The organism is Streptomyces sp. NPDC031497 (assembly GCF_055580905.1).
On sequence record NZ_JBVIKO010000006.1, the window covers coordinates 198310 to 211078 of the forward strand.

The window sequence follows — 12769 nt, forward strand, 5'->3', positions numbered from 1 at the left end:
GAACACCCCTCACCCAGAAGAAACCTCACTGGCCGGCGGCCGGTTCCCGCTCGGAGAGTTCCGCACCGCGTCCGTGCACTCGTACCGCAGCAACGGCTCCCGCCCCGGCCCGCCCAGGATCACCGACCCGTCGCCCTCGGCCGCGGCCGAGTCAGAGAGCGTGCACACGATCTGGCCCAGCGCGTACGACGTCAGCTGCGCCGGCGACGTACTGAGCCGCAGCGTGTCCTCGGGGTCCCGGGGCCGGGGTCCGACCACCGACATCCCGCCGCGCACGTAGGTGGTGTAGCCCGCCGCCTTCTCGGCGGCCGTGGGCGTCTCCGCGAGCTCGTCCAGGAGCCCCTGGGCGACGATCACCCGCCGCTGCGCGTCCGCCGTGCCCTCCGGGACCCGCACCTCCCGGTCCACGGTCACCAGCGAGGAGCCGCACAGCAGGAAAACCTGCACCGGCACCCCGCGCGCGGACTGCGCCGACAGATCCGGCTGGGTCATCGAGCACGGCACCCGCGAGGGCGCCCCACCGAAGTCGGTGGGCACCTCGGTGGCCCGGATCCCGCACCCGGAGAGCGCGAGCGCCAGTCCGGCGACGGCCAGGAGTCTTCGTCCGTGCATCAGGCGTCCTTCTCCCCGGCGTCCTGGCTCTCCTCGGTCAGCGTGGAGGCGTCCCGGGGCAGCCGCAGGGTGAACACCGCGCCGCCCTCGGGGGAGTTGGCGGCGGTGATCGTGCCGCCGTGGATACGGGCGTTCTCCGTGGCGATGGACAGGCCCAGGCCGCTGCCCTCGGAACGCGGCCGGGAGGCGCTCGCCTTGTAGAACCGGTCGAAGACGTGCGGCAGGACGTCCTCGGGGATGCCCGGACCGTGGTCGCGTACGGCGATCACCAGGTCGCCGCCTTCTCCCTGGTCCATGCGCACCGACACCCGCACCGGCGAACCGCCGTGCTTGAGCGCGTTGCCGATCAGGTTGGCGAGGATGACGTCGAGGCGGCGCGGGTCGAGACGGGCGTGGACACCGCGCTCGGCGTCCAGGTCCACCGCGTCCAGCCAGGCGCGGGCGTCGATGCAGGCGGTGATCTGGTCGGCGATGTCGACGTCGTCGAGGACCAGCCGGGCCGTACCGGCGTCGAAGCGGGTGACCTCCATCAGGTTCTCGACGAGGTCGTTGAGGCGGCGCGTCTCGCTGACGACCAGCCGGACGGCGGGCTCGATCATCGGGTCCATCGACCCCGACTCCGCCTCCAGTTCCTCCTCCAGGATCTCGGTCACGGCGGTGATCGCGGTGAGCGGCGTGCGGAGTTCATGGCTCATGTCGGCGACGAAGCGGCGCGAGGCGTCGTCCCGCGCGGCCATGTCGTCGACCCGTTTCTCCAGCGCCTCGGCCGCGTCGTTGAACGTCCGCGAGAGATCGGCGAGTTCGTCCGTCCCCGACACCCGCAGCCGGGTGTCCAGCCTGCCCTCGCCGAGCCGCCGCGCGGCGACGCCCAGCCGGTGCACGGGCTTCAGCACGGTGGTGGCGGCGGCCTGCGCGAGCAGCGCCGAGCCGATGAGCGCGAGCCCGGTGGCGATCCCGAGCGACCACGCCAGCGAGTTGAGGTCCTTCGCCTCCGGCTCCAGGGACTTCATCATGTAGCCGGTCGGCCCGCCGCCGATCAGCCGCGTCCCGGCCACCAGGTACGGCGTGCCGTGGTCGACGACCCGCTGCCAGTACAGGTGGTACGCCGACTTGTCGGAGTCGGTCAGCTTCTGCTGCTTGGCGACGGCCTCGCGCAGCGACCGGGGGACGTCGTCGAGCGCGAACGCGCTCAGCCCGTCCGAACTGCCGTACACCGTCTTGCCGTCCGGGTCCTGGCCGACCAGTAACACGCTGAAGCGCTGACTGCTGTTGGCCATCTGCCCGGCCGTGCGCTGGAGTTCGTCCTGGCTGGGATGGATGGGCAGCACGCCGGCGCGGTTCTGCATCTCCTGCTGGAAGTCGCGCAGCACCGCGTCCTGGGTACGGGTGAGCACGGCCTCGCGGTTCAGCCAGTACGCGATGCCGGACGCGGACACGGCCGCGGTCAGCGCGACGAGCCCGAAGACCACGACGAGCCGCAGCCGCAGACTGGTGAAACGCAGCCTGGACATGGCCCCCTTGCGATCCGCGGCCCAGCCGCGGAAACCCCCCTGCCGGTCCGTCACTGAGGGGCGTCCAGGCGGTAGCCGACACCACGCACGGTACGGATCAGGGTCGGCGAGGAGGGCACGTCCTCCACCTTGGCGCGCAGCCGCTGCACACAGGCGTCCACGAGCCGGGAGTCACCGAGGTAGTCGTGCTCCCAGACCAGCCGCAGCAACTGCTGCCGGGACAGCGCCTGTCCGGGCCGCCGGCTCAGTTCGAGCAGCAGCCGCAGCTCGGTCGGCGTCAGCTGGAGATCCTCGCCGTTCTTCGTCACGGTCATCGCGGACCGGTCGATGACGACGTTGCCGTAGGTCGCCGAGTCGCTGGACTCCCGCTCCCCGCGGCGCAGCACGGCCCGGATCCGGGCGTCTAGCACCCGGCCCTGCACGGGTTTGACGACATAGTCGTCGGCACCGGACTCCAGCCCGACCACCACGTCGATGTCGTCGCTGCGCGCGGTCAGCAGAATGATCGGCAACTGGTCCGTGCGCCGGATCCGCCGGCACACCTCGAACCCGTCGATGCCGGGCAGCATGACGTCGAGGACGATCAGATCGGGCCGCTGCTCGCGCAACAGCTTCAGACCGTCCTCACCGGTCGCAGCGGTGGCCACCCGGTGCCCCTGGCGCGTCAGTGAGAGCTCCAGGGCCGTACGGATGGCGTCGTCGTCCTCGATCAGCAACAGGGAAGGCACGGGCTCATTCTGGCCCATGCGGGGCCTGTCGTACGACCTGTGCGGCTGGTAGCCGCCCGCAAACCTCTCTAGCGCCACCATCTGTGCATCTTGTGTGGACTCTCTGTGCCGAACCCCTGTGACAGGTCTGTGACAGTCGGCGGATACGGCCGTGAAGGTGGCCCGGCAGAGTTCTCGGCACAGGCAGGCGAGCGGAACGCGGCGAGCGGCCTGAGCAAGCCGAACTACCGGAAGTCCACGACGGGGGGCGCGAGATGAACACGCTGCACGGCCACAGCACCAGCGCAGTGATCACGCGCCTGCACGACGTGTCCCGGGGTTCCGAGAAGTCCGGTGCCGTGAGCGGGCGGGGGTGCGCTCGCGGCACCGGACGTCAGCACACCGCCTTCATGACGGTGGTCGACGGCCTCACGGGGGAGCCCGCGGCGGTAGCCGCTCTGGGCACGGCCGGGGCATCCGCGTACGGGGAGGACACGGGGGAGCGTCGCTCGCTGACCGAGGCGGAGTTCACCGCCTACGTCCAGGAGCGCCGCGCCTCCCTGTACGCGACCGCCTACCACCTGACCGGTGACCGCTTCGAGGCCGAGGACCTGCTGCAGAGCGCGCTGTTCTCGACGTACAAGGCGTGGGACCGGATCAGCGACAAGGCGGCCGTGGGCGGTTACCTGCGGCGCACGATGACCAACCTGCACATCAGCGCCTGGCGGCGCCGCAAGCTCAACGAGTACCCGACCGAGGAACTGCCGGAGACGCCCGGCGACACGGACGCGATGAGCGGCACCGAACTGCGCGCGGTCCTGTGGCAGGCGCTGGCCCGGCTCCCCGAACTCCAGCGCACCATGCTGGTCCTGCGCTACTACGAGGGCCGCACGGACCCGGAGATCGCGGAGATCCTCGACATCAGTGTCGGCACGGTGAAGTCCAGCATCTGGCGGTCGCTCCGCCGGCTGCGCGAGGACGAGGTCCTCAGCTTCGGCCGTGACGAGGAGAACGCCTTCGGGGAGCTTGTCGCCTGAAGGTAAGGGGATCCGGGGGGATCCCGACGGGGAGGGCCCGGGAGGACTCACGGGGGACGCGAGTCAGGGCCCACGGGGGAAGCGAGTCCGGGGGGACTCGCGGGGGAAAGCACGGGGGAGCTCCGCCACGGGGGACACGGGGGTGTTCGGCGGAGCGACGGGGGAGCGGGACTGGAGGGCCGGGGGGTCCATCCAGTCCCGCGCCCTTTTACGCCTGAACCGGTGCCGCTCTCGCGGACGTGGTTGCTCGCCGTCGTGGCCGCTCGCCGTCGTGGTCGCTCAAATGGTGGTTGCGGTGGTCTTCGCTGTCCCGTGGCGCCCGACGGCGGCCGCCGCCAGCCGGCCCAGCGCCTCGTCCCGGTCGCACGGGTGCGCGCCCAGGGACACCTGGCGGCCCACGATCGCCCGCTCCGCGCGCATCAGCCGCCAGCCGCGGCGCAGCAGGAACGGCACCGACTTGCGGCCCTCCTTGAGGTCGCGCAGGAAGCGCCGCCGGAAGGTCCGCATCGGGCCCCGGCTCAGGCAGAGCGCGTCGGCCAGCAGCCCCAGCTCCCGGCAGCGCTCCACGATCTCGGCGGCGAAGATGCCCTCCGCGATGAACAGCGGGGTACGGCCGATGTGCACCGTCTCCTCGCCGGTACGGGCGCTCAGCGCGATGTCGTACACCGGCACCGGCGTCGACCCCGTGGCGCAGAGCCGGGCGATGGCCTCGACCGCGACCTCCGCGTCCCAGGACTCCGGGTGGTCCCAGTCGATGTCCGAACTCCCCGCCACCAGCGGCAGGGTGGGGTCGTCGCCCTCCTTGTAGAAGTCGTCGAGGCGCAGCACGGGCAGCCCGGAACGGGCGGCGACGAGTGACTTGCCCGAGCCGGAGGGGCCGCACAGCAGCACGACACGGGCGGGGGACGGGAGATGAAGGCTCACGGAACACCAGTTTGACGCATGGGGGGCCTCCTGCCGACCCCGCGGGTCGGCTTTGGAGCGTGAGTCACACCTCAACTACCCTGAGTGCTGACCTGATTACTCTGCGCATTCGAAGGTGGCATCAGCAATGGCCCGAACCGTGCCCTCCCCGACTCCGACCGCCCAACGCGCCCTGGTCGCACTCGCCACGGCAGGCGTCGCGCTCGGCGCGGGCGCCGCGACGGCCGCCGCGGACACCCAGCACGTCATGGACCCCTTGGTGCGGACCCGGCCCACCTCGCTCGGTCACATCGACCCGAAGGCGGGCCTGCAGGCGCTGGGGGCCGTACTGCCGTATGTCACGGGGCCGGTGGCGGGGCTGAAGCCCAACCCGCTGGCGGGCACGGGTGTCGACCCCCTGGACAACGGGGTGGGGACGCAGGTGGCGGACTTCCAGCCGCTGACGTCGAAGATGGTGACGGGGCCGGTGGCGCAGGCCCCGTCGGTCGGGGCGATGCCGGTGCTGGGGCAGGCGCTGGGGAACGCGGGGAGTTGAGCGCCCCGTAAGGGCGCGGGGAACTGCGCGACCGGCCACGGCCGGCCCGCGGTTCCCCACGCACGGACGCGAATCAGTAGGAGGACCCCGACGCGCCCAGCGCCCCCGTCGGGTGCCAGACCGTCTTCGTCTCCAGGAACGCCGTCATGCGGTCGGTGCCCGGGGTCCGCGTCCAGTCGTCCACAGGCTGTGGACGAAGCACGCGCTTGAGGTTGTCGGCCGCCGCGATCTCCAGCTCCTTCGCCAGCGCCTCGTCGGCGCCCGCGAGGTCGATCGCGTTGACGTCCTGGTGGGCGGCGAGCGGCGCCGCGATCTCCGCCGTACGGCCGGAGAGGACGTTGACCACTCCGCCGGGGACGTCGGAGGTGGCGAGCACCTCGGCCAGGGAGAGGGCCGGGAGCGGGGACTTCGCACTGGCGACGACGACCGCCGTGTTGCCGGTCGCGATCACGGGCGCGACCACGGACACCAGGCCCAGGAACGACGACTCCTGCGGGGCCAGGACCGCCACCACACCGGTCGGCTCGGGGGAGGAGAGGTTGAAGAACGGGCCCGCGACCGGGTTGCCGCCCCCGATCACCTGGGCGATCTTGTCGGTCCAGCCCGCGTACCAGACCCAGCGGTCGATGGTCGCGTCCACGACCGCGGCCGCCTTGGACCTGCCGAGGCCCTCCGCGTCCGCGACCTCGCGCGTGAACTGGTCCCGGCGGCCCTCCAGCATCTCCGCGACGCGGTAGAGGACCTGGCCGCGGTTGTAGGCCGTGGCCCCGGACCAGCCGCCGAACGCCTTGCGCGCGGCGACGACCGCGTCCCGGGCGTCCTTGCGGCTCGACTGCGGCGCGTTGGCCAGCCAGTTGCCCTTCGAGTCGGTCACCTCGTACACCCGGCCGCTCTCGCTGCGGGGGAACTTGCCCCCGACGTACAGCTTGTAGGTCTTGAAGACGCTCAGGCGCTGCTGCTCGGACTTATCGGACATCGAGGTACGCCTCCAGGCCGTGACGACCGCCCTCGCGGCCGAAGCCCGACTCCTTGTACCCGCCGAACGGCGAGGTGGGGTCGAACTTGTTGAACGTGTTGGACCAGATCACGCCCGCGCGCAGCTTGTTCGCGACGGCGAGGATCCGCGAGCCCTTCTCGGTCCAGATGCCGGCGGACAGGCCGTAGGGCGTGTTGTTGGCCTTCGCCACGGCCTCGTCGGGCGTGCGGAAGGTCAGGACCGACAGGACCGGGCCGAAGATCTCGTCGCGGGCGACGGTGTGGGCCTGGGTGACGTTCGTGAAGAGCGTCGGGGCGAACCAGTAGCCGGCGGAGGGGATCTCGCAGGCCGGGGACCAGCGCTCGGCGCCCTCCGCCTCGCCCTGCTCGACGAGGGAGGTGATGCGCGCGAGCTGCTCCGCGGAGTTGATCGCGCCGATGTCGGTGTTCTTGTCCAGCGGGTCGCCGAGGCGAAGGGTGGACAGGCGGCGCTTCAGGGAGTCCAGCAGCTCGTCGTGGATCGACTCCTGGACCAGCAGACGGCTGCCCGCGCAGCAGACCTGGCCCTGGTTGAAGAAGATGCCGGTGACGATGCCCTCGACGGCCTGGTCGATCGGAGCGTCGTCGAAGACGATGTTCGCGCCCTTGCCGCCCAGTTCGAGGGTGAGCTTCTTGCGGCTGCCGGCGACCGTGCGCGCGATCTCCTTGCCGACGGCGGTGGAGCCGGTGAAGGCGACCTTGTTCACGTCCGGGTGGGCGACGAGCGCGGCGCCCGCGTCGCCGTAGCCGGGGAGGATGTTGACGACGCCCCTGGGCAGACCCGCCTGACGGCAGATGTCCGCGAAGAAGAGGGCCGACAGCGGCGTGGTCTCCGCCGGCTTGAGGACGACCGTGTTGCCGGTGGCCAGCGCCGGGGCGATCTTCCACGCCAGCATCAGGAGCGGGAAGTTCCAGGGGATGACCTGGCCGGCGACGCCGAGGGGCCGCGGGTTCGCACCGAAGCCCGCGTGGTCGAGCTTGTCGGCCCAGCCCGCGTAGTAGAAGAAGTGCGCGGCGACCAGGGGGAGGTCGGCGTCGCGGGTCTCCTTGATGGGCTTGCCGTTGTCCAGCGTCTCCAGGACGGCCAGCTCACGGCTGCGCTCCTGGATGATCCGGGCGATGCGGAAGAGGTACTTGGCGCGCTCGGAGCCCGGCAGCGCGGACCACTTCTCGAAGGCCTTGCGGGCGGCGCCGACGGCCCGGTCGACGTCCTCGGCACCGGCCCGGGCGACCTCGGAGAGGACTTCCTCGGTGCTGGGGCTGACGGTCTTGAAGACCTTGCCGTCGGCCGCGTCGGTGAACTCGCCGTCGATGAAGAGGCCGTAGGAGGGCGCGATGTCGACGACGGAGCGGGACTCGGGCGCCGGTGCGTACTCGAATGCGGTGGTCATCTTTTCCTTGGCCATGGTGATCAGTCCACCGTCACGTAGTCGGGGCCGGAGTAGCGGCCGGTGGCCAGCTTCTGACGCTGCATCAGCAGGTCGTTCAGGAGCGAGGAGGCGCCGAAGCGGAACCAGTGGTTGTCCAGCCAGTCCGCGCCCGCCGTCTCGTTCACCAGGACGAGGAACTTGATCGCGTCCTTGCTGGTCCGGATGCCGCCGGCGGGCTTGACGCCGACCTGGACGCCGGTCTGCGCGCGGAAGTCGCGCACGGCCTCCAGCATGAGCAGGGTGTTCGCCGGGGTCGCGTTCACCGCCACCTTGCCGGTGGAGGTCTTGATGAAGTCGGCGCCGGCCAGCATGCCCAGCCAGGAGGCCCGGCGGATGTTGTCGTACGTCGACAGCTCGCCGGTCTCGAAGATGACCTTGAGCCGGGCGGCGCCCGAGGCCTCCTTCACGGCGACGATCTCGTCGAACACCTTGCGGTAGTTCCCCGCGAGGAACGCGCCGCGGTCGATGACCATGTCGATCTCGTCGGCGCCCGCGGCCACGGCGTCCCGCACGTCGGCGAGCTTGACGTCGAGCGCGGCCCGGCCGGCCGGGAAGGCGGTGGCGACGGAGGCGACCTTGACGGACGAGCCGGCGACGGCCTCCTTCGCGGTGGCCACCATGTCGGGGTAGACGCAGACGGCGGCCGTGGCGGGGGTCGTACGGTCCGTCGGGTCCGGGTGGACCGCCTTGGCGCCGAGCGCCCGGACCTTGCCCGGGGTGTCCGCGCCTTCCAGCGTCGTCAGGTCGACCATCGAGATGGCGAGGTCGATGGCGTACGCCTTCGCGGTGGTCTTGATGGAACGGGTGCCGAGGGAGGCGGCACGCGCCTCCAGGCCGACCGCGTCGACGCCGGGCAGCCCGTGGAGGAAGCGGCGCAGCGTGCTGTCGGACGCGGTGACGTCAGCAAGTGCGTGGGGTGCGGTGGTGGGCATGGTCACCACCCGAGCATATCTACGCGCGTAGCGGCTGTACACCCCGACGGAACGGTTCTTCTCGAGGGTGGCGGGCTTCGCGCCCTGAAGGGGCGCGGGGCCGTATCGATATGCGGCTGCCGCCGCGGGGGCGCGACCCGCCGCGGACGGCCCGCACCCGCGCACCGGAGCACACCCCACGGCACCACGGCACACACCTGAGGCACAATCGGCGGCATGACCACGCCCCTCGTCAAGGACCGCATCTACCGCTCGCCCCAGGCGCTGATCGGCGGCGTACTCCTGCTCGCCATCGTCGGCTGGCTGGGCATCGACGCGCTGCTCCGGGGCCATGGCCACACCCCCTGGCTCGCCCTGGCCGCGCTGATCCTGCTCGTGCCGCTGGTGGTGGCGTTCACCCTGCGTCCGGCGGTGTTCGCGGGCGAGGACCGGCTGCGGGTACGCAACCCGTTCCGGGTGATCACGCTGCCCTGGGGGGAGATCGCCGCCCTGCGCTCCGGCTACTCGAACGAGGTGATCGTCGAGTCGGGCGCGAAGTACCAGCTGTGGGCGATCCCCGTCTCCCTGCGGAGCCGCAAGAAGGCGGCGCGCCGGCAGACGAGGGCGGAGTCGGACGCGCGGGGCGGACGGACCGCGGCCGCCGGGCGCGTGTTCGGGGGCCTGCGGGAGCCGGACGGCGCGTCCGGGCCGTTGCGCGCGGAGAGCGACAAGATCATGGACGACCTGCGGCAGCTGCTGGAGCGGCGGGGCGAGGCCGAGTCCGCACAGGGCGAGGTCACCGTCCGCTGGGCGTACGAGGTGGTGGCACCGGCCGTGGCGGGAGCGGTGCTGCTGGTGATCCTGCTGGCGGTGGCCTGACCTGACCTGACCTGACCTGACCTGACCTGACCTGACCGGAACCGGTCCGGCGCGGCGTGCACCGCGCGTGGCCGGGGCGCCGGTGGCTGGCGGTGTTTCTGGCGGAGATCCTCGGGCCGGGATCGGAGCCGGCTCGGGGCCGACCCGCGCCGCGCGTGGGCGGGGCGTCGGTGGCTGGCGGTTTTCTCGGTGGGGTCCCTTGGGGCGGGCTCCTGTTCTCGCGCCGTGGCGCTGCCGCCTCGCCCTCGCGGAGCCGAGGCCGCCTCGCCCTCGCGGAGCCGAGGCCGTCCGAACCGTGGTGCCTGTGCAGGCGGCGGCGGTGTTCCGGCGCTGCCCGGAGCGCGTGGTGCCGGGCCCCCGTCGCGGGTGACCCGGCACCGTAGTTCAGGGGTTCGCTCGGGTGGGAGTCAGCGGACGTCGACGTAGTCGGACGGGGAGACCGCGGCGGCGGTCGTGGCCGTGCCGGCGTAGGACCACCGGTAGTCGCCGTCGGCGTACGCGCGGACCGTGGTGGAGACGGTGCCGTCGGCGGCGGTGGAGGCGGTCTTCAGGGTGCTCCAGGTGCCGCAGCCCGCGGGACGGAACTGGAGTTCGACGGACTGGCCGGCCCCGGCCGCGGTGAACGCGCCGGTCGCCCAGTCCGCGTTCCGCACGTCGCCCTTGACGGTGAGGAGCTTGCCCCACTTCACCGGCTCGGGGGTGGCGTCGACGGTCAGCCGGCTGTCGCGCTTCAGGGCGAACGTGGCCGCGTTCTCCAGGAACTGGGCGTCGCCGTCGGCGCCGATCGCGTACGCGCTGACGCTCCAGGTGCCGGCCAGCGTGTCGTCGGCCGGCGCGGTGCCCGGGGTGAGGTTGAACGTCAGGGTGCAGGTGGTGGTGGCGTCGGCGGTGGGGGCGCAGTCCGTCGCGGCCGGAACCGTGCTGTCCTGGGCGGCGTACGCGCCGTGGTACAGCGTGGCGTTGATCTCCGAGAGGCCGGTCGGGTCGGTCGCGGTGACCGCGACCGAGACGGTTCTCGCGTCCGTACCGACGACAACGGGGTCACCACTGTTGACGACGACCCCGGTGACGTAGGTGTCGCCGTACTGCTCGTCCGCGTGTGCGGCCGGAACGGCGAGGGCGGACAGGGCCACGACGCCGCACGCGGCGGCGACGGCAGAGTAAATGCGCATGCGAATTCCCCAGTCTGAATGCCATGGCCGGCCAATTCCCGGTAGCCGGGCCCGAATTGACGTGTGCAGCGTACTCATCGCGTGGAGATTTCGGAATGCTTTCGATGGTTGTCGAAGGGGATCGGTGTTTTTCCGCTAAAGAGAAGTGCGGGCGGATATCGGCTGCGTCGATTCCATGGAAAACCGAAGGGAAAACTCGACCCGAATTTCAGCGGACCTGGCGGCCACCTACGCGTACCGGGCCCGGCGGGCGGCCCTGTGGGACAGCTATGTGAACGAGGGGCAACCATTGGGTGAAGCATGCTCAGTGCATTAAAGAGAGGGCAATCGTTGTCACTCGTGTCTCACTACCCTGCGGGTGCCGCGCGGAGGGCGAACCAGCGTCCGAAACGCGCGGCCTTCCTGACAACGGGAATCGCAGGGGTGGGGATGGATGGCGGCAAGACAGGGGGGCGCGGCCGTACCTGGCACGCGCTGCCAAATAGACATATCCGCAGACGGCAGTTACCTGTGGCGGCTCACGGCCACGAACGGGCGGGTGATCGCCGTGGCGGCCCTGACGTACCGCAGCTACGAGGAGTGTCGAACGGCGTTCGAGCGAATGTGCGGCGATGTCGTCGGCTTACCTGGGGGTGTGCACCACACCTCCGAAGGCAACGGCTGGGTCTGGCGGTTGCGTGATCCGGCCGGCGGTGCGCTGGCCGTGTCGTCGCGTGCCTATGAGCGGCATTCGACCTGTCAGGCCGCCTATGAGCGATTCCGGGGTCTCCTGGTCGATATCGGAGCAGGCGGCGTGATCGCTTGGGAGGACATGGACTGACGGTTCTGCCGTCGGCTCGGCGGTTCACCACGGGGGCGAATGCACAACAGGGTCTGAACCCGCCGCAACGGTGGGTTCAGACCCGTTTGCGTTCCTCCTATCGCCGCGTTCACGTCAATCCCGGAAGTTGCCTCTCGGGGACACCTCGTTCACTTGCGCGTGTGCAGAAGTCCATCAGGCCTCAGGAGCGTCGACCCATGTGACGACGCGAATAGACGAGCGACCACTGGGTCCGGTGGACGACCCGCCGAGACGCCTGTACGCCGATCCGGGCGTCCCGGACCGGGTGTTCAGGGGCGCGCTGCGGGGCGGCGGCGCCCTGGTGCTGGCCATCATGCTGCTCGTCGGCGGCTTTCTCACCTATCGGGCCTGGCAGGCCCTGTCGATCGCGAAGTGGGGCTTCGTCACCACCGAGACCTGGGAGCCCGACGGCGGCCATTTCGGTATCGCGGCCGTGCTCGTCGGCACGATCCTCATCGCGCTCGTCGCCATCGCGTTCGCCGTGCCGCTGGCGCTCGGCACGGCGCTGTACATCTCCGAGTACGCCCCGCCGCGGCTCCGCCGCACCCTCGTCAGCATCGTCGACCTGATGGCCGCCGTGCCCTCGGTGGTCTACGGCCTGTGGGGGCTGTTCTTCTTCCAGGGACACGTGGTCTCCCTGTCGCGCTGGATCTCCACGTACTTCGGATGGATACCGCTCTTCGAGGTCGACGGCGCCGATCCGCGCGATCCGCTCGCCACCGCCACCGTCTACACCTCCTCCACCTTCATCGCCGGCATGGTCGTGTCGCTGATGGTCGCGCCGATCATCTGCTCCGTGATGCGCGAGGTGTTCTCGCAGGCCCCGGTCGGCGAACGGGAGGGCGCGTACGCGCTCGGCGCCAACCGCTGGGGCATGATCCGCAGCGTCGTCCTGCCCTTCGGCAAGGGCGGCATCATCGGCGGCACCATGCTGGGCCTGGGCCGGGCGCTCGGCGAGACCATCGCCGTGTACCTGATCATCTCGCCGGTCTTCGCGATCCAGCCGCACATCCTCCAGAACGGCACCAGCTCGGTCTCGTCGCTGATCGCCCTGCGCTACGGCGAGGCGAGCGAGATCGGTATGTCGGCGCTGTTGGCCGCGGGCCTCGCGCTGTTCCTGATGACCCTCGTCGTCAATTTCGTCGCGTCGTCGATCGTCGCCCGCAGCCGCTCCGGCGCGACGAGCGACTCCTGAC

At 71.0% G+C, this 12769-nt stretch carries 13 protein-coding genes; 5 read left to right on the plus strand and 8 right to left on the minus strand.

Annotated features, from left to right (window positions below):
* Positions 1–9: 9 nt before the first annotated feature.
* The 3 genes from ACZ5K7_RS14735 to afsQ1 are packed head-to-tail and all read right to left on the minus strand — an operon-like array spanning position 10 to position 2851.
* Complete coding sequence (locus ACZ5K7_RS14735) at positions 10–612, minus strand: hypothetical protein (protein WP_468913488.1); 603 nt, start codon at positions 610–612, stop codon at positions 10–12.
* Positions 612–2123 (minus strand): ATP-binding protein, encoded by a 1512-nt coding sequence (locus ACZ5K7_RS14740; protein ID WP_468913491.1) that lies wholly within the window; start codon positions 2121–2123, stop codon positions 612–614. Before ACZ5K7_RS14740 ends, ACZ5K7_RS14735 begins: the two co-directional genes overlap by 1 nt.
* Before the next feature lie 50 nt (positions 2124–2173).
* Positions 2174–2851, minus strand: coding sequence for a two-component system response regulator AfsQ1 (afsQ1, locus tag ACZ5K7_RS14745; protein ID WP_174855921.1), 678 nt, complete (start codon positions 2849–2851; stop codon positions 2174–2176).
* 254 nt (positions 2852–3105) lie between these two features.
* Between afsQ1 and ACZ5K7_RS14750 the strand changes: the two genes are divergently transcribed.
* Positions 3106–3867, plus strand: coding sequence for a SigE family RNA polymerase sigma factor (locus tag ACZ5K7_RS14750; protein WP_351693112.1), 762 nt, complete (start codon positions 3106–3108; stop codon positions 3865–3867).
* A 279-nt stretch (positions 3868–4146) separates the two neighbouring features.
* Here the strand turns inward: ACZ5K7_RS14750 and ACZ5K7_RS14755 are convergent, their stop codons facing one another.
* Positions 4147–4791, minus strand: coding sequence for a uridine kinase family protein (locus tag ACZ5K7_RS14755; RefSeq protein ID WP_468913495.1), 645 nt, complete (start codon positions 4789–4791; stop codon positions 4147–4149).
* A 127-nt stretch (positions 4792–4918) separates the two neighbouring features.
* On the opposite strand from ACZ5K7_RS14755, the gene ACZ5K7_RS14760 reads away from it, so the two are divergent.
* Entirely contained in the window at positions 4919–5326 is a 408-nt protein-coding gene (locus ACZ5K7_RS14760) for a hypothetical protein (RefSeq protein WP_351693106.1), read from the plus strand.
* A 73-nt stretch (positions 5327–5399) separates the two neighbouring features.
* On the opposite strand, the gene ACZ5K7_RS14765 is transcribed toward ACZ5K7_RS14760, so the two are convergent.
* Genes ACZ5K7_RS14765 through deoC form a run of 3 tightly spaced genes read right to left on the minus strand, consistent with a single transcriptional unit; the run spans position 5400 to position 8702 of the window.
* Positions 5400–6302 (minus strand): aldehyde dehydrogenase family protein, encoded by a 903-nt coding sequence (locus ACZ5K7_RS14765; protein WP_468913502.1) that lies wholly within the window; start codon positions 6300–6302, stop codon positions 5400–5402.
* A complete protein-coding gene (locus ACZ5K7_RS14770) occupies positions 6292–7731 on the minus strand; it encodes an aldehyde dehydrogenase family protein (protein ID WP_468913504.1) in 1440 nt (479 codons plus the stop codon). The genes ACZ5K7_RS14765 and ACZ5K7_RS14770 overlap by 11 nt, the downstream gene beginning before the upstream one ends.
* Positions 7732–7751: 20 nt before the next feature.
* On the minus strand, positions 7752–8702 hold the full coding sequence (deoC, locus tag ACZ5K7_RS14775) for a deoxyribose-phosphate aldolase (RefSeq protein WP_351694494.1): 951 nt from the start codon (positions 8700–8702) through the stop codon (positions 7752–7754).
* A gap of 216 nt (positions 8703–8918) precedes the next feature.
* Here deoC and ACZ5K7_RS14780 point away from each other — a divergent pair, with 216 nt between their 5' ends.
* On the plus strand, positions 8919–9560 hold the full coding sequence (locus ACZ5K7_RS14780; protein ID WP_468913507.1) for a PH domain-containing protein: 642 nt from the start codon (positions 8919–8921) through the stop codon (positions 9558–9560).
* 407 nt (positions 9561–9967) lie between these two features.
* Here the strand turns inward: ACZ5K7_RS14780 and ACZ5K7_RS14785 are convergent, their stop codons facing one another.
* A complete protein-coding gene (locus ACZ5K7_RS14785; RefSeq protein ID WP_468913510.1) occupies positions 9968–10732 on the minus strand; it encodes a calcium-binding protein in 765 nt (254 codons plus the stop codon).
* Positions 10733–11165: 433 nt separating this feature from the next.
* Between ACZ5K7_RS14785 and ACZ5K7_RS14790 the strand changes: the two genes are divergently transcribed.
* Both ACZ5K7_RS14790 and pstC read left to right on the plus strand, forming a co-directional pair.
* Entirely contained in the window at positions 11166–11552 is a 387-nt protein-coding gene (locus ACZ5K7_RS14790; protein WP_351693091.1) for a DUF1508 domain-containing protein, read from the plus strand.
* A 199-nt stretch (positions 11553–11751) separates the two neighbouring features.
* Positions 11752–12768 (plus strand): phosphate ABC transporter permease subunit PstC, encoded by a 1017-nt coding sequence (pstC, locus tag ACZ5K7_RS14795; protein ID WP_468913513.1) that lies wholly within the window; start codon positions 11752–11754, stop codon positions 12766–12768.
* The last annotated feature ends 1 nt before the right edge of the window (position 12769 follow it).